Origin of the sequence: Lactobacillus amylolyticus (assembly GCF_003999355.1) — a bacterium.
Classification (GTDB): domain Bacteria; phylum Bacillota; class Bacilli; order Lactobacillales; family Lactobacillaceae; genus Lactobacillus; species Lactobacillus amylolyticus.
Genome location: NZ_CP031835.1, coordinates 1343614 through 1369012, shown reverse-complemented (window position 1 = coordinate 1369012; position 25399 = coordinate 1343614). Strand labels below are relative to the sequence as shown.

Annotated in this window: 31 protein-coding genes, 6 pseudogenes and 1 riboswitch; of the genes and pseudogenes, 19 read left to right on the top strand and 18 right to left on the bottom strand. The window is 35.6% G+C overall.

Annotated elements, in window-relative coordinates:
- Positions 1-147 precede the first annotated feature (147 nt).
- Entirely contained in the window at positions 148-867 is a 720-nt protein-coding gene (gene nagB, locus D0Z64_RS07070; protein WP_040457207.1) for a glucosamine-6-phosphate deaminase, read from the bottom strand.
- 103 nt (positions 868-970) lie between these two features.
- On the opposite strand from nagB, the gene D0Z64_RS07065 reads away from it, so the two are divergent.
- Positions 971-1789, top strand: coding sequence for an aldo/keto reductase (locus tag D0Z64_RS07065; RefSeq protein WP_080881861.1), 819 nt, complete (start codon positions 971-973; stop codon positions 1787-1789).
- Between the two features lie 98 nt (positions 1790-1887).
- Here the strand turns inward: D0Z64_RS07065 and D0Z64_RS07060 are convergent, their stop codons facing one another.
- Together D0Z64_RS07060 and D0Z64_RS07055 are read right to left on the bottom strand one after the other, a co-directional pair.
- The gene (locus D0Z64_RS07060; RefSeq protein WP_080881860.1) at positions 1888-4224 is read right to left on the bottom strand and encodes an ABC transporter ATP-binding protein/permease; all 2337 of its coding nucleotides are present in this window, start codon (positions 4222-4224) and stop codon (positions 1888-1890) included.
- An 82-nt stretch (positions 4225-4306) separates the two neighbouring features.
- The gene (locus D0Z64_RS07055) at positions 4307-5407 is read right to left on the bottom strand and encodes a YdcF family protein (protein ID WP_080881859.1); all 1101 of its coding nucleotides are present in this window, start codon (positions 5405-5407) and stop codon (positions 4307-4309) included.
- Between the two features lie 86 nt (positions 5408-5493).
- Between D0Z64_RS07055 and D0Z64_RS07050 the strand changes: the two genes are divergently transcribed.
- Both D0Z64_RS07050 and pcp read left to right on the top strand, forming a co-directional pair.
- Positions 5494-6186, top strand: coding sequence for a type II CAAX endopeptidase family protein (locus tag D0Z64_RS07050; RefSeq protein ID WP_080881858.1), 693 nt, complete (start codon positions 5494-5496; stop codon positions 6184-6186).
- 33 nt (positions 6187-6219) lie between these two features.
- Positions 6220-6867 carry a pyroglutamyl-peptidase I gene (pcp, locus tag D0Z64_RS07045; protein ID WP_080881857.1) on the top strand — a complete coding sequence of 216 codons (648 nt, stop codon included), beginning with the start codon at positions 6220-6222 and terminating at the stop codon, positions 6865-6867.
- A gap of 27 nt (positions 6868-6894) precedes the next feature.
- On the opposite strand, the gene D0Z64_RS07040 is transcribed toward pcp, so the two are convergent.
- From D0Z64_RS07040 to D0Z64_RS08585, 3 genes are all read right to left on the bottom strand, one after another.
- A complete protein-coding gene (locus tag D0Z64_RS07040) occupies positions 6895-7287 on the bottom strand; it encodes a helix-turn-helix domain-containing protein (protein ID WP_164742132.1) in 393 nt (130 codons plus the stop codon).
- Between the two features lie 103 nt (positions 7288-7390).
- The gene (locus D0Z64_RS07035; RefSeq protein WP_080881856.1) at positions 7391-8131 is read right to left on the bottom strand and encodes an Rgg family transcriptional regulator; all 741 of its coding nucleotides are present in this window, start codon (positions 8129-8131) and stop codon (positions 7391-7393) included.
- Between the two features lie 8 nt (positions 8132-8139).
- Positions 8140-8277 carry a transcriptional regulator gene (locus tag D0Z64_RS08585; protein ID WP_006351709.1) on the bottom strand — a complete coding sequence of 46 codons (138 nt, stop codon included), beginning with the start codon at positions 8275-8277 and terminating at the stop codon, positions 8140-8142.
- 108 nt (positions 8278-8385) lie between these two features.
- On the opposite strand from D0Z64_RS08585, the pseudogene D0Z64_RS07025 reads away from it, so the two are divergent.
- The 4 genes and pseudogenes from D0Z64_RS07025 to D0Z64_RS07010 all read left to right on the top strand — a co-directional run.
- Positions 8386-8553 (top strand): annotated as a pseudogene (locus D0Z64_RS07025) (YSIRK-type signal peptide-containing protein); the annotation flags it as partial.
- 7 nt (positions 8554-8560) lie between these two features.
- A complete protein-coding gene (locus tag D0Z64_RS07020; RefSeq protein WP_080881855.1) occupies positions 8561-8836 on the top strand; it encodes a hypothetical protein in 276 nt (91 codons plus the stop codon).
- Entirely contained in the window at positions 8830-9192 is a 363-nt protein-coding gene (locus D0Z64_RS07015) for an MBG domain-containing protein (RefSeq protein ID WP_164742137.1), read from the top strand. Before D0Z64_RS07020 ends, D0Z64_RS07015 begins: the two co-directional genes overlap by 7 nt.
- A 171-nt stretch (positions 9193-9363) precedes the next feature.
- Positions 9364-9555 (top strand): annotated as a pseudogene (locus tag D0Z64_RS07010) (ISLre2 family transposase); the annotation flags it as partial.
- 87 nt (positions 9556-9642) lie between these two features.
- Here the strand turns inward: D0Z64_RS07010 and D0Z64_RS07005 are convergent.
- Positions 9643-10101, bottom strand: coding sequence for a hypothetical protein (locus D0Z64_RS07005; protein WP_080881853.1), 459 nt, complete (start codon positions 10099-10101; stop codon positions 9643-9645).
- 83 nt (positions 10102-10184) lie between these two features.
- Between D0Z64_RS07005 and D0Z64_RS07000 the strand changes: the two genes are divergently transcribed.
- From D0Z64_RS07000 to D0Z64_RS06965, 8 genes and pseudogenes are all read left to right on the top strand, one after another.
- Entirely contained in the window at positions 10185-11117 is a 933-nt protein-coding gene (locus D0Z64_RS07000) for a helix-turn-helix transcriptional regulator (RefSeq protein WP_080881852.1), read from the top strand.
- Positions 11118-11189: 72 nt separating this feature from the next.
- Positions 11190-11576 (top strand): FMN-binding protein, encoded by a 387-nt coding sequence (locus tag D0Z64_RS06995; RefSeq protein WP_080881851.1) that lies wholly within the window; start codon positions 11190-11192, stop codon positions 11574-11576.
- A 131-nt stretch (positions 11577-11707) separates the two neighbouring features.
- Entirely contained in the window at positions 11708-13072 is a 1365-nt protein-coding gene (locus tag D0Z64_RS06990) for an NAD(P)/FAD-dependent oxidoreductase (protein WP_080881850.1), read from the top strand.
- Positions 13073-13400: 328 nt separating this feature from the next.
- Positions 13401-14461, top strand: a pseudogene (locus D0Z64_RS06985) (IS30 family transposase).
- The gene (locus tag D0Z64_RS08825; RefSeq protein ID WP_080881849.1) at positions 14434-14658 is read left to right on the top strand and encodes a helix-turn-helix domain-containing protein; all 225 of its coding nucleotides are present in this window, start codon (positions 14434-14436) and stop codon (positions 14656-14658) included. Before D0Z64_RS06985 ends, D0Z64_RS08825 begins: the two are co-directional and overlap by 28 nt.
- Before the next feature lie 72 nt (positions 14659-14730).
- Positions 14731-14994, top strand: a complete 264-nt coding sequence (locus D0Z64_RS06975) for an AbrB/MazE/SpoVT family DNA-binding domain-containing protein (protein ID WP_006351721.1) — start codon at positions 14731-14733, stop codon at positions 14992-14994.
- On the top strand, positions 14981-15292 hold the full coding sequence (locus D0Z64_RS06970) for a type II toxin-antitoxin system RelE/ParE family toxin (protein WP_006351722.1): 312 nt from the start codon (positions 14981-14983) through the stop codon (positions 15290-15292). The genes D0Z64_RS06975 and D0Z64_RS06970 overlap by 14 nt, the downstream gene beginning before the upstream one ends.
- Before the next feature lie 145 nt (positions 15293-15437).
- Positions 15438-16618 (top strand): annotated as a pseudogene (locus tag D0Z64_RS06965) (IS256-like element IS1201 family transposase).
- Positions 16619-16722: 104 nt separating this feature from the next.
- Here the strand turns inward: D0Z64_RS06965 and D0Z64_RS06960 are convergent.
- The gene (locus D0Z64_RS06960; RefSeq protein ID WP_127345817.1) at positions 16723-17562 is read right to left on the bottom strand and encodes a DegV family protein; all 840 of its coding nucleotides are present in this window, start codon (positions 17560-17562) and stop codon (positions 16723-16725) included.
- A gap of 142 nt (positions 17563-17704) precedes the next feature.
- On the opposite strand from D0Z64_RS06960, the gene D0Z64_RS06955 reads away from it, so the two are divergent.
- A complete protein-coding gene (locus D0Z64_RS06955) occupies positions 17705-18190 on the top strand; it encodes a DUF1836 domain-containing protein (protein ID WP_006351724.1) in 486 nt (161 codons plus the stop codon).
- A 291-nt stretch (positions 18191-18481) separates the two neighbouring features.
- Here D0Z64_RS06955 and D0Z64_RS08580 read toward each other — a convergent pair whose 3' ends face one another.
- The 5 genes and pseudogenes from D0Z64_RS08580 to D0Z64_RS06935 form a co-directional block, all read right to left on the bottom strand.
- A complete protein-coding gene (locus tag D0Z64_RS08580; protein WP_236943519.1) occupies positions 18482-18706 on the bottom strand; it encodes an MFS transporter in 225 nt (74 codons plus the stop codon).
- Between the two features lie 59 nt (positions 18707-18765).
- Positions 18766-19008, bottom strand: coding sequence for a multidrug MFS transporter (locus D0Z64_RS08575; protein WP_236943518.1), 243 nt, complete (start codon positions 19006-19008; stop codon positions 18766-18768).
- Positions 19001-19648, bottom strand: a pseudogene (locus D0Z64_RS06945) (GyrI-like domain-containing protein). The gene D0Z64_RS08575 and the pseudogene D0Z64_RS06945 overlap by 8 nt, the downstream one beginning before the upstream one ends.
- Positions 19649-19657: 9 nt before the next feature.
- Complete coding sequence (locus D0Z64_RS06940; RefSeq protein WP_080881847.1) at positions 19658-19861, bottom strand: hypothetical protein; 204 nt, start codon at positions 19859-19861, stop codon at positions 19658-19660.
- A gap of 142 nt (positions 19862-20003) precedes the next feature.
- Positions 20004-20558, bottom strand: a complete 555-nt coding sequence (locus D0Z64_RS06935; RefSeq protein WP_006351730.1) for a hypothetical protein — start codon at positions 20556-20558, stop codon at positions 20004-20006.
- Positions 20559-20713: 155 nt separating this feature from the next.
- On the opposite strand from D0Z64_RS06935, the gene D0Z64_RS06930 reads away from it, so the two are divergent.
- The gene (locus D0Z64_RS06930; protein ID WP_127345816.1) at positions 20714-21310 is read left to right on the top strand and encodes a Crp/Fnr family transcriptional regulator; all 597 of its coding nucleotides are present in this window, start codon (positions 20714-20716) and stop codon (positions 21308-21310) included.
- Between the two features lie 45 nt (positions 21311-21355).
- Here the strand turns inward: D0Z64_RS06930 and D0Z64_RS06925 are convergent, their stop codons facing one another.
- The 5 genes from D0Z64_RS06925 to D0Z64_RS06910 all read right to left on the bottom strand — a co-directional run bounded on the left by D0Z64_RS06925 (position 21356) and on the right by D0Z64_RS06910 (position 24370).
- Positions 21356-22000, bottom strand: a complete 645-nt coding sequence (locus D0Z64_RS06925; RefSeq protein ID WP_127345815.1) for a hypothetical protein — start codon at positions 21998-22000, stop codon at positions 21356-21358.
- A gap of 34 nt (positions 22001-22034) precedes the next feature.
- A complete protein-coding gene (locus tag D0Z64_RS06920; protein ID WP_006351733.1) occupies positions 22035-22664 on the bottom strand; it encodes an aggregation-promoting factor C-terminal-like domain-containing protein in 630 nt (209 codons plus the stop codon).
- A gap of 219 nt (positions 22665-22883) precedes the next feature.
- Complete coding sequence (locus D0Z64_RS06915; protein WP_080881845.1) at positions 22884-23663, bottom strand: LytTR family transcriptional regulator DNA-binding domain-containing protein; 780 nt, start codon at positions 23661-23663, stop codon at positions 22884-22886.
- A 1-nt stretch (position 23664) separates the two neighbouring features.
- On the bottom strand, positions 23665-23775 hold the full coding sequence (locus tag D0Z64_RS08570; protein ID WP_236943540.1) for a hypothetical protein: 111 nt from the start codon (positions 23773-23775) through the stop codon (positions 23665-23667).
- A 40-nt stretch (positions 23776-23815) separates the two neighbouring features.
- On the bottom strand, positions 23816-24370 hold the full coding sequence (locus D0Z64_RS06910) for a sensor histidine kinase (RefSeq protein WP_236943516.1): 555 nt from the start codon (positions 24368-24370) through the stop codon (positions 23816-23818).
- A 288-nt stretch (positions 24371-24658) separates the two neighbouring features.
- Between D0Z64_RS06910 and D0Z64_RS06905 the strand changes: the two are divergent.
- A pseudogene (locus tag D0Z64_RS06905) lies at positions 24659-24814 on the top strand (IS30 family transposase); the annotation flags it as partial.
- Positions 24787-25266 carry a LysR substrate-binding domain-containing protein gene (locus D0Z64_RS06900; protein WP_081451949.1) on the top strand — a complete coding sequence of 160 codons (480 nt, stop codon included), beginning with the start codon at positions 24787-24789 and terminating at the stop codon, positions 25264-25266. The pseudogene D0Z64_RS06905 and the gene D0Z64_RS06900, both read left to right, overlap by 28 nt.
- Positions 25267-25309: 43 nt before the next feature.
- Positions 25310-25370, top strand: a riboswitch (Fluoride riboswitch).
- Positions 25371-25399: the final 29 nt, after the last annotated feature.

The following is a 25399-nucleotide window of genomic DNA, read 5'->3' as shown; positions in this document are numbered from 1 at the left end:
TATATTGGGTCTAACAAGCAATTTTTTAATTCTGTTAAACGGTAAAAAGTCAAGTTCTGGATTTGTATTTTGAGTAGAAATCGAATAGAAATAAAAATACCAGCTAAGCATTTTTGCTTAACTGGCATTTCTTATCATAAATTTTGTTTAGTTCTTATACTTATCGTCAAGTTCTTTGGCAGCTGCCTTGTCAACGATTACCGTTACGTCAGCATGCTTTTGCAAAATTGATGCAGGAACATCTTCAGTGATTGGACCTTCGATCATTTCTTTAACGGCATGAGCTTTCTTTTCGCCAAAAGCCATCAAAACGATCTTCTTAGAAGCCATAATGTTGGCTGGACCCATACAGATAGCACTCTTTGGCACTTCATCAATATTGTCAAAGAAGCGAGAGTTGGCCTTGATTGTATTTTCAGTCAACTTAACTTCGTGGGTGCCGATTTCAAATGAAGTACCTGGTTCGTTAAAAGCAATGTGACCATTGCGACCGATACCTAACAGTTGAATGTCGATTGGGTTGTCCTTAATGATTTGATCGTATTTTTTACAAAAAGCAGGAATATCTTTTGCCATTCCATCTGGAATATAAGTCTTCTTGAATGGCTTTTTATCAAATAAATGTTTTTGCATAAAGTAATGATAACTTTGAGGATTATCTGGCTTTAAACCAACGTATTCATCCAGGTTAATACTAGTAAGACCAGAGCAGTTAAGATCGCTTTTTACCCAGTTTTGGTAAAGAGTTTCTGGAGTAGAACCAGTAGCAAGGCCTAAAACCTTGGCTCCGTCTTTAATCCCTTTTTCGAAAATTTCAAATGCTTTAGCTCCGCCTTCAATTTGGTCTTCTGTAACAATAACTTTTATCATGAATAAATCCTCCTTTATTTACTGGTCTAGTCCATTATAAAGTGGTCTATGCCATTTTGTCAATCGAAAAATGTAGTAAAATCTAAGTGAGGTGAAAAAGATGGACTTAACTGGCTTAGGGATAGGTACCTGGAATATAGGTGAAGATCCTAAAAAGAAAAAAGACGAAATTGCAGCAATTAGATATGGATTAGATAATGGCATTAAGATTATTGATACTGCCGAGATGTATGGTGAAGGCAAAAGCGAAACCTTGGTTGGTCAAGCAATTAAAGGTTATGATCGTAGCCAAATATATCTTATTTCTAAGTTTTACCCTTATCATGCAACGCCTAAACTTGAGCGCAAAAGTCTTGAAGCTAGTCTTAAGAGATTAGGAACGGACTACTTAGACTTATACTTGCTTCATTGGCGGGGCAGTCACCGGTTATCAGATACGATTCGTGGATTGGAAGATCTAAAAAAGGAAGGTCTGATTCGGCAATGGGGTGTTTCAAACTTTGATACTCCTGATATGAAAGAACTTTTTTCCGTACCAGGTGGTCGAGCATGCTTTGCCAATGAAGACTTGTATAACTTGGATCACCGCGGCGTTGAATATGATCTATTGCCATGGCAAGAGGAAAATAAGGTTAACTTTATTGGCTACTCGCCATTCAATTCAGGCAAAGGCAATACGATCAGAATTACGCATAATTTAAAGACTGTAGCGCGTGATCATGATGCTACGCCACACCAAATAATGCTTGCTTGGGCCCTGCGCAGTGGGAAAATTTTATCAATTCCTAAATCAGGCAAGGTTAGTCATATGAAGGAAAATATTGCAGCACAAGAAATTAAACTTAACGATGATGAATTGCGGTTAATCAATTCTGATTTTCCACAACCGACTCACAAGCTGCCACTCGATATGATATAAAGAAAAAGCCGTCTTTCCAGATTGGAAAGGCGACTTTTTCTTTAAAGATATTCAGCTTTATTTTATGACTTTTTCACATAAAAGTTAATGGAGCTGTTTTATTCGCTTCTAAGAGCGATTGCGGCATCCTTTTTGGCTGCCATTCTTGCTGGCAAGTGTCCACCGATTAATGTCAAAACAGTAGAGATGATGATCAGATAAAGCGCGTGAAGCGGATTTAATTGAGCTACGTTTGCCAAGTCAGTTATGTTATAGATAACCGTATTAATTGGAAACGTCAACAAGTATCCAATTCCAACGCCAAGTACACCGGCGAAGACACCTAGAATAAAGGTTTCGGCATCAAAGACGCGTGTAATGTCGCGTTTTCTGGCACCTAATGCTTTAAGCACTCCAATTTCTTTGGTTCTTTCCAAAACAGAGGTGTAGGTCAAAATACCGATCATAATCATTGAAGTAATCAATGAAATAGCGGCAAAGGCGATTAAAATCGTTGTCACACCATTAAGCAGGCCACCAGTCATCTTGGTTACGGCGCTGGACATATCGGTATAGACAATTTGATTCTTTTTACTCTTGCCTTTGTTCCACTTATTTAAGTAATCAAGTACCTTATCTTTAGCGTCAAAATTATTTGGATAAATCATGATGCCAGTAGGGATGCTGCTGCCGCCAAGTGTTTGCATCATTTGCTTCTTTTCGGTTGCAGTCATTACTTGACCAGTCATCACATTGCGGTTGGTCTTCTTTTGTGCCTTAACAATTGCTGAGTTTTTGTTCTCGTTGATAATTTTTTGAGTCAACTTATCGCTGTAAGCGACACCGCTTGAAAGAAGCTGCATTGAATCTTCACTCTTTGGTCGGATAACTGCAACAATTCTTAGTTTGGTACCATTGTTATACATACTGCTAGTCGCTTTTTTCGGAATAAACATGCCAATTGGCAATTTTTGGTAGTAGTCATCGTTAGCAACAACACTGAATTCTTTACCAATCAAGCTGCTTAATTTGATCTTAGAATTGTTTTTCACATTGAGACCTAAATTCTTCAATGCATTGATATTAACCGTATTTTTGTTGTCGGCAACAATAACTAAATCTGTCGCTTTAGTTGGCCAAGTACCAGAAAGCAATTGATAATTCTGTTTCAAAAAATTGCCTTTGTTTTTATTCAAAGTAGTGGGGAATACGCTGGATCCGATTCCCATCGAGCTCAGCGCTTGACTGCGCATTTGAGAAACCGATTGATTGGAATTAGGGTCAGTAGTAGAAAACTGTACTTTTTCAGCCTTGCCATTCTTTAGCCCTAATAGATGCAAGCTGATTGCTCGTTGATAAGAAATATTGTTGGCATAGTTAGGATTGATTTTTTTAACGTAGTCAACATAAGCTTCCGTGATTTTATTGATGTGCGTGCTCTGTTCGGCCTCGTCAGGCTTAGCCGTGACATAGCCGCGATTTTTGACATTTTTATCGGATTCCTTACGGTTCTTCATGGCTGTCATGTCAGTGGCAGTTGCCGTGATTGCCACTGGATATTTTGCCAGAGCCTTGCTCATCGTAGTATCGATTTGTTTTTGAAAACCGTTTGAAATCGACAATACGACCGCAATAGAGATAATTCCGATACTCGAAGCAAAAGCGGTTAAAATAGTTCGCCCTTTTTTAGTCATAATGTTGGTAAAACTAAGTTTAATCGCGTTCCAATAAGACATCTTTGTTCGTTTAAGGTTGAAAGTGTCTTTAACTTCGTTAACTTGGTAAGGGTCAGAATCATGCAGAATTTTGCCATCTTGGAAATTAACGATTCTAGTGGCATATTCCTTAGCTAGTTCTGGATTGTGAGTAACCATAATTACCAAGCGATTTTTGGATAGCTTCTTGATCAGTTTCATGATCTGAACGGAAGTTACAGTATCTAGCGCCCCAGTTGGTTCATCACATAGCAAGATGTCGGGATCATTTGCGATTGCCCGGGCAATTGCAACACGCTGCATTTGACCACCGGATAACTGGTTTGGATTTTTGTACATGTGCTCTTTTAAGCCAACTTCGGTCAATGCTTGAATAGCCTTTTCATGGCGCTCTTTAGCAGGTACCCCGGATAAATTCATTCCTAATTCTACGTTATCAATAATTGATAGGTGAGAGATTAGGTTGTAGTTTTGAAAAATAAAACCGATCGTGTTGTTGCGGTAAGCATCCCAATCAGTTTCCTTAAAATTCTTGGTAGATTTTCCGTTGATAATCAAGTCACCGCTATCATAATGATCAAGTCCCCCGATAATATTTAGTATCGTAGTTTTACCAGAACCACTTGGACCTAAGATGGCTACGAATTCTTGATCACGGAAAGAAATAGAGACATCGTCCAAAGCATGAGTGACGGTGTCTCCAAGGTGGTAAGATTTACGAATATCTTTTAGTTGAAGCATACTTTTTACCTTTCCCAAACTAACAATTTATTAGTTAAAAGTAGTATAACATCGACCATTCATTAACTGTGAGATAAATGCCCTACATCATTTGCAGTTTTTCACTGCCGGTTGCGACGAGGATTGCCTGAATAATGCAGAAAATAACGATAAGACAGATAACAACTGCATGGCGATTTTTGTGCATGACAAAAACACCAGCAAATTCACGAATAATTGCATTAGGCAGGAAGTAGAAGCGAGTATAGGAACCTACGCCATTTGCACGTAATCCCACCTTTTTTGCATAGAATGCAGCGCGGAAAATATGATAATTGTTGCTGAAGAATTTTGCTTTGAATTTATCGCTGCCAAAATCTTTGGTGGCAACGCGCTTGGAATAGAGCATATTTTGATATGTGTTCTCGGATTTGTCTTCAAGCAAAAGATCGTCCCGTTTTATTCCGCGGCTAATAGCATAATTCATCATTGCTTGAGCTTCAGAGATCTTTTCATTGCCTCCGCGGCCGCCAGACATGATGATTTTAGGCATTTTTCTTCCTTTATCTACTTGTTTTTGCGCAAACTGGATAGCGCGATTGATTCTGCCTGCTAAAAGGGGCGTTACCCTTTCACCATTGATTAAACCGGCCCCTAGCACGATTAAATAATCTTGATTGTAGTGGCGCGGTACGAATTGGTAAAGGATGCTGTTGACTAAATAATTGTACATTAAAAAGACCAAGTAAAAGGCGATCGTTGGTGCGGCTGTCAAGAGCACATTTAACCAGCGAGGCAAGTATTTTGCTGGCCCCAAAAGCGTGATAACCCAAACAACAATTAAGCCAATACCCAAGATTAAGGTTAATAAGTTAGGCAGGGTATGACTTTCATATTTCCACACAAAATAAGCGTTCCACAGACAAAATAGCCAAGAGAAGGCGGTAATCAAGAAGATTAGCAGGAAAAACAGCAAAACAAGGCAGACATATACGATTCTGAGCGTCCTTAACTGAGTGGCGAGAACTAAAATAGTTAGCCAGCCGGCGAACATCAACAGAAAAAAAGTAAAGAAAATGCCATTAATCAATCTTCTAGGTTCAATCAGCCATGAGACTAAGAAAATAAGCAAGGCGATTGTTAGTAAAATTGAAAAATAGCTGAAGCCCCGATTTTGTTCAAAAAAGTGAATTAAATTAGTCATATAAACCATCCCTTAGGTATTTTTACACATATCCATTATAATAAAAGCATTAGTTAAATTCCTAAGAAATTAAGGTGAGTTATTGAATGAAAAAAATCTTTCATTATGGTGGCAATATTGCTGAAGCAGTAATTGCATTGTTTTTATATGGCATACTGCAAGATTTTTATTTCTTTCCTAAACAAATCAAACAACGATATCATTTACCATTATCAATTCAAGGGTTTGCAACGGCACTAGTAACAGTTGCTGTAATTTGGTTTATCTTTTGGATGTACAAAAAGCAGCTGCAATCGGTAAATGACTGGGGCTTCAATGAGCGACCGCACTGGAGTGCACGCCGGATAATGATTTTTCTTGCTGGCTTTATTTTGATCACGGTCTTGGGTGGCATTATGCTGCAATTGGTTAGTCAAGGAAAAACAGTTTCAACTAACCAGCAGAATCTAGACCAGCTTTCTAAGCAGAGTGGGAAATTATTTGAAATCATGGTTTGCTTCGTTGCTCCAGTCTGCGAAGAAGTGATCTTTAGAGGGATGTTTTTCAATACATTTTTTACTAAGGCAACTAGATTTAATAAATGGGCTGGTATCTTAGTTTCAGGCTTTTTGTTCGCTTATATGCATGATCCTGGTTTCACTAAGTTTATCTATGTTTATTGGGTTTTAGGCTGCGTTCTTGGCTGGGTATATATGTCGACAAAAGATTTGCGCTACTCAATACTGACGCATATGTGCTACAACTCATTAGGTTTTGTTCACATGATGACTTTGCTGTAGGTTACACGTGAAACTTTTAAGAAGATGAAGAGAATGAAGATTTTAGTTACGGGCTTTGATCCATTTGCTGGTGAAAAAATCAATCCGGCTATTGAGGCAGTGAAAAGATTGCCAGATAAAATCGCCGATGCTGAAGTTGTTAAGTTGGAAATACCGACGATTTTTAATAAATGCGCACAGATTGTTAAAAAGGCAATTGAACAAGAAAACCCTGATTATGTGTTGAATGTTGGACAAGCTGGCGGACGCGCGTGCTTAACGCCGGAAAGAATAGCAATCAACATTAATGATGGCAGTATTCCAGATAATGCTGGCTATCAACCATTGGGCGAAGCAATTCATGAAGATGGAGCTGCGGCGTATTTCACGCAGCTGCCAATTAAAGCTGAAGTTAAGGCAATTAGAGATGCTGGAATTCCCGCTATGGTGTCGGATACTGCAGGGACTTATGTTTGCAATCATATTTTTTATCAAGTGCAATATTTGCGGGAAAAAGAATTTCCAACGCTCAAGGCAGGTTTTATTCATATTCCGTTTTTGCCGGAACAGGTTGTAAGGCGGCCGACGATGCCATCGATGTCATTGGACAATATTGTCAAAGGCTTGACGGCAGCGATTGGTGCGATTGTTGAACGAGATGGTCAAGGCGACATTGTTGCGATTGAAGGACATACGCATTAAAAAAGACGATTCATTGGAATCGTCTTTTTAATTTATAAATAATCTAGTCAGAACAGAAAGAATCATTGCGACTGGAATAATGATTAAACTAAGATCCCAGTTGTCAAATGCAAAACCGCAGATGATATAAATCGCTACTGCTATTGTCCAAATAGCAGAATTTAGATGTGAATATGAAAAATTAAATCGATGTTTATTAGTTGATGCATTATTTATTTCTTTTTCATCATCTTTCAATAAATAATCAGTTGAGACATTGAAAATTTCAGATAAAACAATAATTTTATCTAAATCTGGTTTTGCTTGTCCACTTTCCCATTTAGAAACGGATTGACGGCTTACATTTATTTTTTCTGCTAAATCTTCTTGTGACCACTTTTTATCATTCCTTAATTGGGTGATTTTTTGATTTAAATTCATGCTTGTTACCTCACTTAGTTTGATTTTACTAAAAATCATAGCGTGAACGATGGTTGCATTCTACCAACATGGCTATAATTTTTGTCAATTAATGGTTGCAATGCTATTTTTTAGCCTCTTTTAGACGTTCTATTTCTTGGTTGATAAAATGCTGCACAGTCTTACTGAACTCCTTAAAACCAGTAACTTGATAAGTTTTAGCGATCAGTTTTGCCTTATCAAGATCTCCTTGCTGGTGATTGTAGTGATAAGCAACCACATATTTGTGAAGGTCAAGTACAGTTCTTGTAAAATATAATTCCGGGGTGGCTGGAATTTTTTCTGCCGCATCAAAGAATGGTTTTGTTTTATCGTATTGCTTTGCTTCAACTAATTGTGAAATTAGGTTACTTAGAATTGCCGAAATAGCCAAGAGTTCTTTATTATCATTCTTATTATCAAATTGTTTGAGAATCTGATTGGTAATAAAAATATTTGTTTGCCAATCGTAAAAGATCATGAAATTACCGAACATTTCTAATTTGAATTGATTGAAATCAGGAATGCTAAAAATTCTGTCCTTTAAATCCTGAATTACTTTTTTATCAGGATCATAATTAGGGATAATATCTAACTTTGTGCTTTCAATCATTCCTTTGATAATTAGATGATATTCATCTTTTGTTTTTTGAGACCAATCACATTTATCGATAAGAGGAATAAGAGCTTTAAGTCGATTTGTGTCCTTATTATAGACGGCTTGAATCATGATATGATCAATTTCATTTTCTAGCTTTTTAGTATTATCTTCTTCATTTTGTAAGTCTTTGAAAAAGCCTGCGACATCAACGTCATTCTGTTTCAAAATAGCAATTAAATCTTCGGCAGAAATGCGATGCTGATTTTTTCAACTTTAGCGTAGTAAGAAGGACTGACAATATCCCCAACCCAGGCTTTTTGAGTTTTATTATTCTCAAGTCGTTTTTGCTTCAATAATTCGCCAATTGTCATCTTTTTCTCCTAAAAATGTCGTATACGCCATTTTTAAAAATTAATCTCTTTTTCACATTATTATAATTTCAACAAGAAACGAAATAAAGAAAAAAGAGGTTAGGACTTATGAACGTATTCCTTAAAAACGCAGATTACAGAAGATTTTCAGTTGCCAGTTTCTTATCTGGTGCAGGCGACATCCTTTTCTACTTAGCCTTCATGACTTACGCAAGCAATTTACATAATAAAAGAAATAAATATTCAATTAGGAAACTATCAGTTGGAGCTGTCTCAGCTTTGATTGGAGTTTCTTTTTTTCGGCTTTAGTTCTCAAGTGGTGAGTGCAGATACCGGAATAAATACTGCTGATAATAGCAGCAACGGACATAATAATCCGGCAACTGATTCAGATACTTGGCAAATTGGAAGTCAAAACACTAAGGAATATGACGGAAAAGAAACTAATAAGATTGATGTTAATAAGTTTAGTTTGTCAGATGGTGATAAAAAACTAAATACCAGCAGCATCAATAATGTAGCTTTCAATGGGTTGATAAAAATGGTGATGCTATTGTAGAAAATCCTAAAAATGTTGGTACATATTATGCTAAATTAACAGATTCAGCTGCTAAAAAGTTGAGAAATGATAATCCCACTTTATCCAAAGATCCAGGAATTGTTGGTACTTATACAATTGCTCAGGGGAAGGCAAGCGCTGAATTAAGAGGCTATGATTCAAAAGCAGCGGATGCTGGATTTAATGCAGTGGCTAAAAGGTATGAAGATTTAGGATATGTGGTAGAAAACCACAAAGACTGGATAATGATAAGCCAGTTCAACCTGAAACTGTTGAAACAAACGAACAGGAGAAGAATCACTTTCATGGCTAAGCATACTTTTATCAAATCTAGGCTTAGGCAGCATGTTTATTAAGCGAAAAAAGAAATAGCTACACTCATCAATGATTGCTAAGTGTAAAATAGTTTGCGATAACGTTTAAATATAAATTAAAAAGAGTCAAATCCATTTCAGGACTTGACTCCGAAACAAAAAGACCAGTAGTATGATGTTAAGCAAAAAAAACACATTAGAAGCTGGTCTTTTATGGAATTAATTGTAACTGAAATCGTCAAAATTATTAAGTCTGAAAATAATGTTATTGCTCGTGAAAAGGCATTAATGTGCTACTTCTTTGATTTGATTAGAGAATTAATGAAATTAGCACTAGAAGAAGTTGATGCCGGCTTAGTTGAAGAAACTAAAAAGCAAGGCTATCAGATTGAAAAGAAAAATAAGCTAGTCTTTCCGACCAGCTTATTTTTTAATGCGGCAGTTATTTAAGCTTGAGATTCATTTGGTCAAAATGTGAATAACTGGGCAAAACTAAAACTTAAATTTTCGCATAAAGATTGGATGGGTACGATGATCAAGATAGCCAGCCTCTAACGGAGTGATTTCCAATACTCTTAGATCTTCTTTAGCCGCTTCAACGTTATCAGCATATATTTCATTTAAGTAATCGTTTTTTCCAAATATTTCATCAATGTATTCATGTCCAACATTTTGGATAGTGCCGCGGATAGAAAAGCCACATGAATCCATGGTGCCATTACCTTTGTAGTCATTAACGATGACCTTTGGTTGTTTGATTAAATCTTTGAAGAATGGATTTTGACTTGAAGTAGCGATATATAGTTTTCCATTCTTGTTTAAAAGCAGATCACATACTTGAGTACTTGGTTCACCATGATGAGTAGTGGCAACATCTACATTATGAATTTGCTCTACAGCGAAGTCTGAGAATTCTTGATTAGTAGTTTGATTAGTTAAAATATCCACCATAATAATACCTTCCTTGCTCTAGTAGCTTGTTAGTTTTATTATAAGCTTAAAGACTGACATGTTTTGACAGGAAATACTAGAAAATGAAAAAATCTGAACGACTTAACCAAGAATTGATCTATCTAAGCGATAAAAAAGTATTTCACTTAAAGGAATTAGAAGAAGCTTTTGCTATATCTGAACGCACTGCTTTACGGGATATTGCGGATTTGGAACAATTAGGATTAGCTTTTTATAGTGAAACTGGTCGTAGTGGTGGTTATCACATTACTAATAGTAAACTGCTATTGCCAATTCGTTTTAATACAGCAGAAATTAATGCTATTTTCTTTGCCCTACAGGCGATTAAAAATATTAGTGAAACACCGTATAGTAATGCATATCAAAAAATTCAGGTCAAGTTATTAAAGAATTTGCCTACTAGGTTGCAGAAACAAATAAATCTTCAGGAAGAATTTGTTCAGTATGTTAGTCAGCCTAGTTTGAATAAAGTGACATTTTTTGATTTGCTACTTAAGGCATGCATTAATAATGATTTGGTATTGGCTGAAAATCAGCAGTTTATTAAAGAAAAACAAAAGTTGCAACTACTTGATTTGTTTTATCAAGCAGGGAATTGGTTCTGTCATGCTTATAATTTAGATTTGAAACGTTGGTTTGTTTTACGTCTGGATAAATTTAAGATGGTCAAACAACTGAAACCTGATCGAGTAATAATGAGTAAAAATGAATTAAGTGAAAGCTACCAAGAATATGAACAAAAGCATTATTGTATCCCATATCAGTGTTTATTAACTAAGGCTGGCGAGCAGAAAGTAAAATATAATTCATATCCAATTATGAAAGTGATTCATAACCGACAAGGAATTTACTTAAATGGCAGTTACAATAAAGAAGAATTGCATTATCTAGTGGATTATTTGATTTCACTTGGTTCTGAAGTAAAGATAATTAAGTCAAGAGAATTAAAAGAAAAATATTTGGAAAAGTTGCAACGAATTATCCAGCAATATTAATTTTGAAATTCTGTCATAACTTGGCGGTGTTTAGGAATATAGTTGAATAGCAGAACATAGGAGGTAAAAATCATGACAAAAATAATGAACGAAGATTTTTTAGATGTTTTACAAGACAAAGAGCCGGCAACGATTGTCTCGATTAATGGTAATCCAGCTAGCGTAGTTAATACTTGGTCACAATATATTAACGTGGTTTCTGATGATATAATTTTGATTCCAGCTGCGGGGATGCACTCGATTGAACAAGATTTTGAAAAAGATCCAAAACATGAACTGATCATTACGATTGGTTCTTATAATTATTCAGGAACCGCTGGAATGGGTCGCGGTTATCATATTCATGGCAGTGGTCAATTCATTAATGAAGGCGCATATTTTGATCAAATGAAAGCCCAATTTGATTGGATTCGCGCTGTATTAGTTGTGAAGATTCATGATGTTGAGCAGAAGATATAGCAAAAAAGTTTGGAGCGTCAACTCCAAACTTTTATTTTTAATCAATTTATTGAGCAAAATATGATAGACATTAAGTAATAAGTGTTACCCTTGAAAATGTAATGAAGAAACTATTGTGTTAGGAGGATTTTATGGATAAACGTAAAATTGTAATTGTTGGTGCTTCACATGGTGGTCATGAATCAGCAATTGAGCTGTTGGATAAATATAATGATGTAGATGTAACTGTTTATGAAGCTGGCGACTTTATTTCATTTATGTCCTGTGGTATGCAATTATACTTAGAAAATAAAGTTACGGCTGAAGATGACGTCAGAAACTTTGCTCCTGAAGATGTTGAAAAGAAGGGCGGTCATGTTTATGCCAACCATGAAGTAACCGCGATTCATCCTGAACATAAGACAGTAACAGTTAAGGATTTAACCAATAATTCTGAAGAAGAAGTTCAATATGATAAGTTAATTCTTTCATCAGGTGTAACGCCAAAGGTTTTACCAGTACCTGGCAATGATCTTAAGAATATCTATTTAATGCGTGGACGTGATTGGGCTTCTAAGTTAATGAGTGCTGTTAACAATCCAGCAATTAAGAATGTTGCTATTGTTGGTGCTGGTTATATTGGTACTGAAGCTAGTGAAGTATTTGCTAAAGCTGGCAAGCATGTAACTTTAATGGACATGATTGATCGTCCATTAGGAACTTACTTGAACCCTGAATTGCTTGATGTTTTGGAACCTACCTTTAAGAAGAATATGGACTTGAAGATGGGCGTTAAAATTGAAGGCTTCAATGGTAATGAAAAAGTTGAAAGCGTCAAGACCGATCAAGGCGATGTACCAGCTGACTTGGTTGTTGTTTCAGCAGGGGTAACTCCTAATACTGATTGGCTAAAGGGCACCGTTGATTTAGATCAAAGAGGCTGGATTAAGACTGATCCATACTTGAGAACGAATGTTAAAGACGTTTACGCTATTGGAGATGCAATTTTGCCACTTTCTATTCCAGTAGGTAAGCCAATGCCAATTGCTTTAGCTACTACTGCTAGAAGAGAAGCACAATATGTGGTTGATCATATCTTTGAAGATAAGCCAGATCGCGCTTTCAAGGGTGTTATCGGTGCTTCAGCTCTTAGCGTCTTTGACTATCACTTCGCTACTGCGGGATTAAATAAGTTTTCAGCTGCTAAGAATAAGCTTGATTATCAAACTAGCTTCTATGAAGATCATATGCGTCCAGCTTATGTTCCAGAAGCAGATAATCCTAAGGTATATGTCAGCTTAACCTTTAATCCATATACTCACCAAATCTTAGGCGGTGCTGTCCTTTCTAAGTATGATATTACTGCTCAAGGCAATGTTTTAGCTTTGGCAATTAGTCATAAGATGCGCTTGGAAGAATTGGCTGAACAAGACTTCTTCTTCCAACCAGGATTTGACCGTCAATGGAGTTTGCTTAACCTAGCTGCTCAACATGCATTAGGTATGGCAAGATTCTAATTTAATCGTTAATAAAAATAAATTATAAAGATAAAAACTAGTCATGTTTTAACAACATGGCTAGTTTTTTTGGCTCTATAATTTTTCCTGTTGATTGCTTATCAATATGATAAGCTGTTAACAGGTTTTTTATTCCACTAAACATTTTATAAGTAAAGGTGTGTACTATGTCCTCTTTAAATAATTGTATTAAATTTGCGCTTGATATTAAAGATAAAAATACGCTGATTGTAAAATTAAATTGAACACTTGATAAAAAAATAAAAAGTCCATTCGGACCTGTTTGATAGAATGTAGTTACCACACAACATTTAGAAACGAGGTCAAAATGGACGCTTTACATTCTACCATGAATCAGCACATTAAAGGCAAGCATTTATCATTCGAGGAAAGAGTTATTATTCAATTGCGTTTGAAAGATGGCTATTCTTTGCGTGCCATCGCCCGTGAATTAAACTGTTCTCCTTTTACTATCAGCTATGAGGTTAAGCGCGGTACTGTAGAACTGTATCATGGCAAAGTCAAAAGATATAAGGCTACTCAAGGGTACTCAAGGACATGATGCATATCAAGCTCATCGTAAAAATTGTGGGCGCAAATCAGACTTTCTCAGGAAAACTCAATTCATGCGCTATATGTCCACAAGCATTTCTTTAAAGACGGCTGGTCGCTTGATGTGTGCAGTAATCGTGCCACTGCTGTTGGCGCATTTAGCAGCAGAGATGTTGTCTGTACTAAGACTCTTTACAATTATGTCGACCAAGGTCTATTAGATATACATAATTACGACTTGCCAGAGAAGCTTAAACGCAATACCAAGCTTCATCGTATTCGCAAAAATAAGAAAAAACTTGGCAGAAGCATTGAAGAACGTCCTAAAGAGATCAATAAACGTAATGAATTCGGTCATTGGGAATGCGACCTGGTTTTAGGACATAAGACTAGAGATGATCAAGTGCTGCTAACCTTATCTGAGCGTATGAGTCGTGAGTTTTTAATTCTTTGTATTCCTGACAAGACTTCTGTCAGTGTCATGCAGGCCTTTAAAGAACTCCAAAGGCAATACAGCGAACATTGGAATGATATTTTTAAAACCATTACCACTGATAATGGCTCAGAGTTTGCAGATCTTTCCAACCTAGAAAAAGCATCCAATACACTGGTTTACTATGCCCATCCTTACACTTCTTGCGATAAAGGCACTGTTGAAAGACATAACGGCCTTATTCGCAGATTCATTCCTAAAGGAGAAGCAATAGCTAACTATTCTTTACAAGACATCATTAATATTGAAACCTGGTGCAATTCTTTGCCAAGAAAGATATGGCCTATCATACACCAGATGAAATCTTTGAAAGAGAATTAGATCTAATCTATCAAGCAGCTTAACTAAAAGTGTTCAATTTATTATTGCAATTTGCGATTATTATCGCATTAAAAAAAGCTGCCAACTTCTGCAATTTACTGATCATAGCATTGCAGAAATAAGCAACTTGACCTGCTATAGTTCGCCTAATCATTTTGAACGTTGCTTTCATCAAATTATGAAGATTTCTCCGAGTCAGTATCGGAAGAATAATCGATAAGGATTAATGGAATTTTCCATGTTATAACATGTTATAATCTAATTAACATAAATAATACGAGAGGTGATTATCATGAAAGAACTTAAAGTTAGAAAAATTGGTAACTCTTTAGGAAGCATTTTCCCTAAAGATTGGGGTGTTGAAGATGGTGCTAAATTGGAATACAAGGTCGATCAGCAACATCATAAAGTAATTATTGATTTAAATTCTACTGCTGTTAAACATGATCGTGAACTAATAGAAAAAAGCTTTGCCGAATTTGATAAAAAATCATTGACGGAACAAGACATGCAAGCAAAGTTTGGAAAGTATGGATGGGATAATGTATCAAATTAAATATAGTGAGAGCTTCGCTTCATCGTTATCTCAAACCATAACTTATTGGCAAATGGATTTAGGATTTTCCGATGATACAATTCAAAATTATATTTCACTGATTTCTAAAAATATTCACTTACTCAGTGATTTTCCTTTTATCAGCCAAGATGTAAGTTCAATTTATCATTTTCCGATCCCTACCTATCGTATTACTATTGGTAAAAAATATGCTATCTTTTATCGAGTAGATGAAAAACAAAAAATCATAATGATTGGTAGTTTCTTCAGTAATAAGCAAATGAAAATTGAGTTTTAATTTCATTCAAAAAGCGAGACTGTAAAATAGTTTGTGTAAGGATGAATGATTCCTTAAATTAATTTCTTAAAATATTAGAAAAAGGAGTTCCTTTCTCGTATGATTGGTTTGAACAAAAAACACATACAGAAAGAGGAACTCCTTCATGAATGATTTTACCAAAAATATTGCTCAAGCACTCCAATAATCAAGACAAAATAAATGATTTATTGCGTAAAGAACTACAACAGGCAGTTAATGACTTGTTAGAAGCTGAATTAACTGCCTTTCTAGGTTATGATCCTTATGCAAGAGACGGCTGGAATACCGGCAATTCTAGGAACGGTGCCTACTTTCGCAAGGTGGATACGCAGTTTGGCAAAATTGAAATCCAGGTGCCACGAGACCGCAACGGCCTGTTTCATCAGCACACGCTGCCTGACTACAAGCAGCATGCAGATGTGTTGGAAAACATGATCATCAAGCTTTACTCTAAAGGCGTAACTACCAGAGAGATAGCTGACTTGATTGAAAAAATGTATGGCAGCCATTACAGCCCCGCTCAAGTATTCCAATATTTCTAAGCAGATGATCCCCAAGGTAGAGGCTTATCACAAGCGTAAGCTTAGCGATAGGTTCTTCTGTGTTTATCTAGACGCTACCTACGTTCCTCTGCACCGAGAAACTTTTGAACGTGAAGCTGTCTATATTGCCATTGGTATCAAACCTAATGGCCACAAGGAAGTTATCGACTACTGCATTGCGCCCAATGAAAACATTGAAGTCTGGACGGAGCTGCTCCAAAGCATGAAATCTCGCGGCTTAGAGCAAGTAGAGCTTTTTCTTTCAGATGGCGTTGTGGGCATGAAGACAGCACTGGCAAAGACCTATCCTCAAGCTCATTTCCAGCGTTGCTTGGTTCATGTCATGCGTAATATCTGCGCTAAAGTACGCGTGGAGGATCGCGAGGCAATTATGAACGAATTCAAACAGATTCACCAGCAAGCCAATAAAGCAGCTGCTGTTGATGTATTGCATGCCTTCTATGCCAAATGGGACAAGAGTTATAATCATGTCATAAGAAACCTGAAAGACATCGAGCCGGACCTGCTGGTCTTCTATAATTATCCTAAGCAGATCAGAGCTTCAATTTACTCTACCAACATGATTGAATCTTTTAACAACGTCATTAAGCGCAAGGCTAAGCCCAAAGCAGAGTTTCCGACTGAACAGTCGCTTGATACTTTCATTGGCATTCAGGTAATGAGCTACAATGACCGCTACTTCAACCGAATTCACAAAGGCTTTGGTCAGGTTCAGGACACCTTAGAATCTTACTTTGATTAAATAAATAATAAAAAATCAATCTATGAGAAAGATCTATTTACACAAAAGATTTGACAGTTTCCAAAAAGCTCAAGGTATACTACACACCTTGGGCTTTTACATTACTAATTTTTCTCGTAACCAATCATCAAGCCGCCATCTTCGGCATAATAAGTACAAAGCCCACCACATTCAGACAAAGAAACCTGAGCTGATGGATATACAGATAGGATAGTCTCCTTCATCTTAGCTGCCTTATCGCTAAAGCCAACATAATCGATCAATACTCTGCCGCCACAATAACCATATTTTTCCATGATCTTAAGCATTTTTGAAAAGATCTTCTTACTACCGCGAATCTTGCCGAGCATCTCAAACTTACCAGCATCGCTAGCTGTACCAACAATATTCAACTTAAGTGCATGTGCGATCCGCGCCATTGCAGGATTGATCCGACCATTATTGGCTAGATTATCCAGGTTCTCCAATACAAAAAGCAAATCCGTCTGACGAATGCGATACTTCATCGTTTCAACAACTTGGTCAAAATGCAATCCATCATTGATCATCGTCGCAATATCTTCCGCAAGCAACCGAATCTGTGGTCCTGCTGACAAGGTATCGAATACATGAATCTTCACATTAGTATGTTTTTCAGTAAAGATCTTGGCTGCTTGCACTGCAGAATTATATGTTCCTGACAATGCACTAGTAATCGTTAATACAAAAATTTCATCTGCGCCAGCAAAAGCATCTAACCAGTCGTGAACACTGGGACAAGCAGTCGACGTCCGTTCATTAGTCTGCTTCAATGCAGTGACAAACTCTGGAATATTAAGCTTGCCATCGTCGATCCAAGAAGATGAACCTGCTCTAATTGTTAATGGAACGGATTGATGTGCTACGCCTTCGATCGAAGACACAAAGGCATCAGCACCGGAATCTGTAATTATCTTTATCGTCATTTTCGTTACCTCACTTATGGCTTTGATAATATACGTTTTTAAATATTATGTCAACGGTTTTTAAAAAACTTATAGTAAGATATTAATTAACAGAACTCTCAAAATAGAAAATAATTAATTTAACTAAAATGAGGAGAAAAATATGAAAAAGGAAGTAGCAGTAGAACAATTAAAATTTCCTTCATACCAAGAAATTCCCGCGATGGGATTATATTTAAAGCAAGTAGTGAACTACATTAATCAATGTTTAATGCCCTTAGGAAATATCAAGATTACGAGTTCAATGGTCAGCAATTATGTTAAACATGATCTAATTGCATCCCCTGAAGGCCGCCTATACAGCCGTGAGCAAATCGCCACCCTACTTTTTATCACCATTGCCAAAAACGTGATGGATCAAGAAGACCTGCGCAAGGCGATTGCTATCCAGCAAAAGACCTATTCAACCGAAGTAGCTTATAATTACTTTGCTGCTGAATTGCAGAATGTCTTATTATATGTTTTCAACCAAAAGAAAGAACTGCAAAAGATCGGTCACAATAATACCAGTCAAAAACAAATGCTGCGCAACGTCATCATGGCCTTCGCTTATCGGGAATACTTGTATCAATTTTTCAGAGAAATTTAAAAGACTCAACTTATGTTGGGCCTTTTACTTTATGCCTTCTATATTAATCAAAATTACCATAATTTAGCTTAATGTATTGATCAATTTTTCAAAGATTTTAATTATTAAACAAAGCAAAATAAAAAAGTTCAGCTTTCACTGAACTTACAAATCATAAACTATCTATCCACTGATCTAGATCTTTTAAACTACCAATTTTAGTAATGGCATGAATTTCTACTTTTTTTGCCTTGTAAAAAAATTTTAAATTTTTGTCATTATTTAAATTCATAGACTTCCCCTTTTAACTATTCAATTATTTACTTTGCTTCGGTACAAATACCAGCGCCAATTAAGCGCATCAGTCACGATACCACCGAACACCGGACCAAAGGCTACGGCACAAGCGGTAATTATCGTCACGATTCCCATCATGAAGCCCAGCTTTTCTTTTGGCACCTCAGCCAAGATAACGTTATACATCAGCGGCAAGCCTATACCGGTACCAATTCCTTGCAAGGCTCGACCTACTAACAAGAGATCAAATCATGGAGTAACGATATCAATCAGTAAGCCCAATATAAATAATGAAACTCCTAGAATAAATGTTTTTTGATAGGAATTCTCAACCTAATCTGTGAACTAATTGGCACAATCGTTGCAATCACTAGCAACACCAGGGTATTAACCCATTGACCTTGATCGGTAGTAATCGCAAAGTCTCTAGTCAAGATTGGAAAAGTAACTGTCGTTGCCGTTTCATCAAGGATTCCCAAAAATGAGAGCATCCCCGCCGATAAAATCGCTATCATCAAACGTGGTGTAACTTTTTTAGTCATTTTTCATCTTCTTTTCTTTAACTGGCAAGCAAATAATCGTTTTTAAATTTTCTAACTTTGTGCGTTGAGGATTTGATAAATAGATCTCATGATGACGATGCTGATCTGAAAAGTCTAATTCCAAATCATTTTTAGCAATGAATTGGTGCATCTTAGCGATAGTAGCAGGCTCATCATCATAACTACCATGATGCATAATTTATACGCATTTTCCTTCTGTCAAAGTAATTAACTTGACTGATGAAAAATCCAAGCCTTTTTTAATTGCAGATTCTTTTTTAGCCCAAGCCAAAACTTCATCTGTCACAAACTCAGACATTCGAATGCAGGAAATAAAATTGAATCTTTCTTTATGAGCATAATCAATGCCTTCAACGCTATCCTGCCACCAAAATCCTTCAAGCGGTGGAACCACGAAGTCAAAATAATCTTTAATCTGATGTGAGCCCTTTTTACTCATTTTAATTGTATAGGCTAAACTATACAACAATTGTAGATCCTGCTTGTATTCTCCGCCCTCTTGATTTGGATCGCCCTGACCTTGAACAGCAAGATATTGCATCTGCGGAATATCAATTAATTCAGGCTTTTTGCCTGGACGATAAAACTGCTTTTCTTCTTTTTTAAAATCGTATGCCATGTCCTGCCTCTATAATTGATGAAACTTAACTGTCTTGTTCTTGAGTGAAATCTTTTTTACCTCAAAACCATAGTCAGGCAGCTCTTTCTTATAGCGCAAAAATGAATGGTCAATTGGCAGTCCTGCTGCTTTTTCAATCTCATCAAATGAGAGCTCAAAGTCGCCAGTTTTGTTATCTTTAATGTACTGCCATAATTGATCGTATTTGCTCATATCTATATCTTCACTTTCTAATACTTTCATTAAGATACATCTAATTCTATACTTCTTTGATGGTCGGCTCAATTTATACAAATTTATGCATGAAAAAATCCTATTCAGAAATTACAGTAACTCATGAATAGGATTATATTTATTAAACTTCTTCAATCTTACCTGCAGCAATTGGCAAAGTAGTGTGTGCGTCATAGCTCATTACGCAGCCACCAACGGTGTCAGGTAATTCAAGATCTTTTGGTACACCGTGTACGTAAACTACACGCTTATCTAGTTGAAGATCTTCGCTGCCAAAAGCATCCTTGAACTTAGCTTGCAACTTTTTCAACGGAACATCGATTTCATATTCGTAATGACCTTTTTCGTCTGCGACAGGATAACCATCGTGAGGGATGTTCATATCTTGTGGTGCATCATCTAATGGCACCATAGTTGTACCTGATACTTCTTCAGTTTCTGGCAAATCAATAAAGCCATCATGATTCTTATCTTGCGCCATAGTTGGAACATTGGCTTCCTTACCATCAGGAAAGCCGTGGAAGTGTTCCCAGTGTTCAATATTCTTAGGAGTATCGAACATCTCTACTTTAACATGAAGCTTGTCGCCATCTTCAGTAAATTCAGCGGTGCCGTGAGCTTCGCAACCAATCTTATCTGCATTTAATGGAGTAATGTGTGCAATATATTTTTTCATCTTGATAAATCCTTTCTATACTCTGATGTTTTCAAAATCATCATATAACTTTCAAATAATAATCCGTTGTCTTAACACTTATCGCAGTTAATTATAACAAGAAGTTATTATGATAAAATTGATTTAAATCAAGAAAATTAGGAAAGATGGTTTTTATGACAAAGCATTCACCTGTCGCTTGTTTAAGCAAAGCAGCACTTTTTACAGATTTACCCATAGATTTAAAGAAAAAATTAGTAGCCGTCTCTACACATCAACAGAAATTTCCTAAAGGAAGTATTATTAGACAACCTGATGATGGTAAAGATGGCAAAGAAGTTGTGCTAGGTATACCCCAAAAAGGCGACATTGAAGGACAACAACATTTATTCAAACAAAGCGAAAATGAAAACTTTGTTGAAGCTGTGGAGGACACCTGGGTTTGCTCAATTAACCGCGCAGATTTTCAAAAACTTTTGCAGAAAACACCAGATTTGTCATTGAAGCTTTTAAATAATTTCGGTAAAAAGTTAGTTGCAATTGAACATAATTCGGTGCTTAGAAACACCTTGGATGCCAAAGAACGGATATTAGCTTACTTGAATGACCTTGCCAATGAGCAAGGCAAAAATGAAGTAAAATTAGAACTAAAGAAAAAGGACTTAGCCAGTTATTTAGGAATTACGCCGGAGACATTCAGCCGTAAGTTAAAAGAACTAGAAAAAGATGGCAAAATTGAAGTTCATGGTCGCTGGATTAATGTGAAAAGATAAATTATGCAAAAAAATAAAGCCCAGCAAATGCTGGGCTTATTTATTTTATTGCAAACCAAAAATTAACAGATTAGTTCCACCCACGTTCATTGAGCCATCTTTCTTTAACTGCTTCAAAAAACGTAAAACAAACTTTCTTTGATTACCATGTAACTTTTTAGCAGCCTTCATAGCAGCATTAAAGTCACGTTTGTTGTTTGCTTTCTTAAGACTAGTATTCAATCTATTAGCAATTCTCATCAGTGGATTTTTCACATTCTTCATTGCTTTGCTATTTAAGTAATAGTATTGCAAACCAGATTGAGTAGTCCAACTAGAATACTTCTTATCCTTAGAGGCAACCAAATATACTGGTGCACCAGCACCACGGCCCTTAACGTTAAGAACTTTTTCTATTCTAAACTTAACTTTTTGAACCTTTTTAGGACTAATAGTTTTTGCTTTCTTTGAAGGCGTGATATTTTTAACTAATTTCTTGTAGTTGGACTTACCAACATAAATCTTTGACGCATCTTTATCATTAAGAATGCGCATGATGTAGCCTTCCTTGGTAAAACTAGCCTTGTTTTTGACTACTGCCACAGGTGTAGATTCAGTACTTGTAGCACTTACCGATTGAGGTACTACTGAAAGTACAGCTAAACTTCCTGTTAGCAAAATTGCTCCAGCTATTAATTTCTGAAACTTCATTGTTATCACAACTTTCTTTATTTAATTTATATTTTTAATACCAGTTATGTGCTAACCAAAATCTTTTAGCTGCAGCCCAAGAACCGTAACGTCCCTTTACATATCTATCGGCTGTACGTTCTTGGTTTGCCACACTATAATTACCATGCAAATATGATGAATCTAATTGGAAACGTCCGTAGTATTTACCATTACGTGCATGATAATTATAGCCAGATTCTCTTTTAGCAATCCACAACTTTGCTGCACGCTCACTGGCTGATAATCTACCATAGTACTTACGATATTGTGAACTTGAAATGCCACTATGTGCAGTATATAAAGCTGTAAACAAAAGTGAAAGATCTTCGTTTTGTGGGAGATACAACCAAGTACCATTAGCAATAACAGTATCTGGATCAATGTTGCCATTTAATTTTTCTAGTACACTTAAAGAAGTATTATTAGCTTGAGCGACCTGACGAAGAGTTTGATTATCACGACTTGCTACTGGCATAATCAAAGATTTGTCAGGAACTGAAACTTCTTTGTTTACTTGTAATGTATTTGTTGATCCTTGATTTCCATTTGTTGAATCAGCATAAACAGTCTTAGTACTAACAGTAAAAAGCATACCTGCAACAACTGCGGATGATAATAAGTTCTTTTTATTGAGAATTTTCATTTTCTTTTCCCGCATAAATCAACTTATTCTAATATCTATAAGTTACTCAACTACCTTTTCGTAACTTACATAAGTAATTATAGCATGGTACTATTCTATATGAACTTTCTGTCATAAGTAGCTTATTCTAACGCAAATTCGTTTCATTAATTTAAATATGATATTAAAACAATACAAATAGGAGTTAAAATGATTAAATCTTCTTGTATTAATTAATTTTTACGCCTGAATTTTATCAAATAAATGTTGCATTCTTTTATACGCAGATTGTGAAAAATCAACAGTATCACCATTTACAAATGTTACTTTGTATTTCGGTAAATCAATTAATTTTATATTTTTAGGATTGGCTAAGCATGACTGACTAATTTTAATTAAATCTGTAGATTCCTTAGCATATTGATTAATACTACCAAAGAATTGATTTTTTCCTCTTACATTCACCATAACTAACTTATGTGGTGTTGGAGTCGTTGAAATATAAATAATATCATCAATATTTATATTTCTCACTTGTCTACCAACTTTATAATGAAAAGTTAGCTTCTCCGTATAATCAAAATTTTCAATATTTGACATCGCAACCTCTAACGTTGCTACAAGCCGTTGTTTGAATCTATCATGATCTTCCGAATCTCTAGGCTTAACAATATAATCAACCGGACCGAGTCTCCTTTCAAACGAAATTAAAGACAGATCGGCATGTGTCGTAATAAAGACAATTTGCGCCCTTTTATCCTGCTTCTTGATAAATTCTGCCAAATCAAAACCATTATTTTGATCAACTTCTTGTCCCAGCTCTATATCTAGTAAATAGATTCCACCATTATAGACATTATCTTCTAAATACTCCTTTGCTTCTACGAAATTAGTTGCAGACGCTACATCAAATGCAATTGCATGATCATCAGAAATAATTTCTTCTGCTTTTCCAATCATTTTAACTATGTCATTTACTTGCATTTGATCATCATCACAAACAAATAGTGAATATTTCACTCTAATCTTCCTCCATGCTTTCTTTATTCGGTATGATTTCTAACTCAAAAGTAAACCAACCATTCTTAATTTCATAGTTAATAAGCATGAATTCTTCATACTTTGACTCTATTCGCTTAACATTAGCTAATCCAATACCAGTATGATGTTGCTTAGTAGCAATATCCCTCCTGACTCAAAACATTAGGAGATAATGTCGTACCTTTACTTATTCGGTTTCGAATCTTAAATTCAAAATTACCATCTTCTTGATAATACATAGCATCAACTTTTGCGCTATTATTGTCACTCGTCCGTTTAATTAGATTTTGGCTCTCCTCAATTGCATTATCGAATGCTACTCCAATAATTCGTACTAAATCAAAAATATTTACTATCTTTGGAATATCATAAATTTCCACTTCACACCCAAAACTATAGGGGATTTTTTCATTATAGAGTTTAGCTAATTTAGTAATCGCAATGCTTTTTAACTCTTCAACATGAATATGATTAACACCTTTATATTTACGAAGCGCTTTTTCATCAAATTGGGAATTAGTATATTTAGCCAACTGTTTTACAACAGATTTACTATCTCCTTTTTCCGCACTAATTTTCAAGCTGTTTAAAAGATTTTCATAATCATGCTTAAAATGACGTAATTCGTCTTCATTTTTATCAAGATAGTTGGAATATTCTTTTAACTGCTGATTTTCAGCCTCCATACGTTTCTGCTGTTGCTCTGTTAGTACCTCTTTTTGTATTCGAACGGCACCAACATATAATAAGATCGCAAAAATTGCTTGAAAGAGTAATAAGCCTAAAGAAAACTGTAAGACTTTCCTAGGCTCATTTTCAGAAAAAACTAAATAATTTACTACGTATCCTGTGATATATATATATATATACTAATACACCAACTAAAATAGAACTATTTTTGTCTAATAATCTATTTTTAATTTTTCGCTGATTGTAAAATTAAATTGAACACTTGATAAAAAATAAAAAGTCCATTCATTCCTAAAGGAGAAGCAATAGCTAACTATTCTTTACAAGACATCATTAATATTGAAACCTGGTGCAATTCACTGCCGAGAAAGATCTTAGCATATCATACCCCAGATGAAATCTTTAAAAAGGAATTGGATCGTATCTATCAAACAGCATAAGTGTTCAATTTATTATTGCAATTTACGAACCTTTATTTAAAAAGAGTTTTTCAGTTTTAGTAAGCAACACTGATCCGCTTTTTTCTAAACAAACGTTGGATTTAAATGAGTTAAAGAATCGTCATCTTTTGATTTGGGATACTCATAATAGCTTGCCAACTGTGCGGTATCTTTTAAACAAAATTGATGCTAGTGATTTAAATTGTACTTATCAAAAAGTTTCGGACATTATAGCGTTGACCGATTATGTTTTAACTAACAAAGGAATTGGAATTATCCCTTCAATTCTTTATGATAAAAATGAAAAATCAGTAAGATATATTCCTTTAAATTGCGATATTCCAATTGTTTATGGATTAGCTTATCGTAAAGAATTAGATAAAAAATCTTATAGCAATTCTTTATACAATGTTTTTAATAAAGCAGTAAAAATTGCTGCTAGCAAGTGGTAAAGGCTCTTGCAAAATCATGTAAAAAGTTTATAGTAAAAAAGTAAATCAAATAGGCGATGACGTTCGCCATTAACTGAGTAAAATCTGATGACGTCTACTACCTCACAATAAATGGGATAGTAGACGCTTTTTT

What these genes read in the sequence shown, in the direction of transcription:
- D0Z64_RS07065 (WP_080881861.1), top strand. Translation starts at nt 971, where the DNA reads ATGGACTTAACTGGCTTAGGGATAGGTACCTGGAATATAGGTGAAGAT.
- D0Z64_RS07060 (WP_080881860.1), bottom strand. Translation starts at nt 4,224, where the DNA reads ATGCTTCAACTAAAAGATATTCGTAAATCTTACCACCTTGGAGACACC.
- D0Z64_RS07055 (WP_080881859.1), bottom strand. Translation starts at nt 5,407, where the DNA reads ATGACTAATTTAATTCACTTTTTTGAACAAAATCGGGGCTTCAGCTAT.
- D0Z64_RS07050 (WP_080881858.1), top strand. Translation starts at nt 5,494, where the DNA reads ATGAAAAAAATCTTTCATTATGGTGGCAATATTGCTGAAGCAGTAATT.
- pcp (WP_080881857.1), top strand. Translation starts at nt 6,220, where the DNA reads ATGAAGATTTTAGTTACGGGCTTTGATCCATTTGCTGGTGAAAAAATC.
- D0Z64_RS07040 (WP_164742132.1), bottom strand. Translation starts at nt 7,287, where the DNA reads ATGAATTTAAATCAAAAAATCACCCAATTAAGGAATGATAAAAAGTGG.
- D0Z64_RS08585 (WP_006351709.1), bottom strand. Translation starts at nt 8,277, where the DNA reads ATGACAATTGGCGAATTATTGAAGCAAAAACGACTTGAGAATAATAAA.
- D0Z64_RS07005 (WP_080881853.1), bottom strand. Translation starts at nt 10,101, where the DNA reads ATGGTGGATATTTTAACTAATCAAACTACTAATCAAGAATTCTCAGAC.
- D0Z64_RS07000 (WP_080881852.1), top strand. Translation starts at nt 10,185, where the DNA reads ATGAAAAAATCTGAACGACTTAACCAAGAATTGATCTATCTAAGCGAT.
- D0Z64_RS06995 (WP_080881851.1), top strand. Translation starts at nt 11,190, where the DNA reads ATGACAAAAATAATGAACGAAGATTTTTTAGATGTTTTACAAGACAAA.
- D0Z64_RS06990 (WP_080881850.1), top strand. Translation starts at nt 11,708, where the DNA reads ATGGATAAACGTAAAATTGTAATTGTTGGTGCTTCACATGGTGGTCAT.
- D0Z64_RS06975 (WP_006351721.1), top strand. Translation starts at nt 14,731, where the DNA reads ATGAAAGAACTTAAAGTTAGAAAAATTGGTAACTCTTTAGGAAGCATT.
- D0Z64_RS06970 (WP_006351722.1), top strand. Translation starts at nt 14,981, where the DNA reads ATGTATCAAATTAAATATAGTGAGAGCTTCGCTTCATCGTTATCTCAA.
- D0Z64_RS06960 (WP_127345817.1), bottom strand. Translation starts at nt 17,562, where the DNA reads ATGACGATAAAGATAATTACAGATTCCGGTGCTGATGCCTTTGTGTCT.
- D0Z64_RS06955 (WP_006351724.1), top strand. Translation starts at nt 17,705, where the DNA reads ATGAAAAAGGAAGTAGCAGTAGAACAATTAAAATTTCCTTCATACCAA.
- D0Z64_RS08575 (WP_236943518.1), bottom strand. Translation starts at nt 19,008, where the DNA reads ATGACTAAAAAAGTTACACCACGTTTGATGATAGCGATTTTATCGGCG.
- D0Z64_RS06940 (WP_080881847.1), bottom strand. Translation starts at nt 19,861, where the DNA reads ATGAGCAAATACGATCAATTATGGCAGTACATTAAAGATAACAAAACT.
- D0Z64_RS06935 (WP_006351730.1), bottom strand. Translation starts at nt 20,558, where the DNA reads ATGAAAAAATATATTGCACACATTACTCCATTAAATGCAGATAAGATT.
- D0Z64_RS06930 (WP_127345816.1), top strand. Translation starts at nt 20,714, where the DNA reads ATGACAAAGCATTCACCTGTCGCTTGTTTAAGCAAAGCAGCACTTTTT.
- D0Z64_RS06925 (WP_127345815.1), bottom strand. Translation starts at nt 22,000, where the DNA reads ATGAAGTTTCAGAAATTAATAGCTGGAGCAATTTTGCTAACAGGAAGT.
- D0Z64_RS06920 (WP_006351733.1), bottom strand. Translation starts at nt 22,664, where the DNA reads ATGAAAATTCTCAATAAAAAGAACTTATTATCATCCGCAGTTGTTGCA.
- D0Z64_RS06910 (WP_236943516.1), bottom strand. Translation starts at nt 24,370, where the DNA reads ATGGAGGCTGAAAATCAGCAGTTAAAAGAATATTCCAACTATCTTGAT.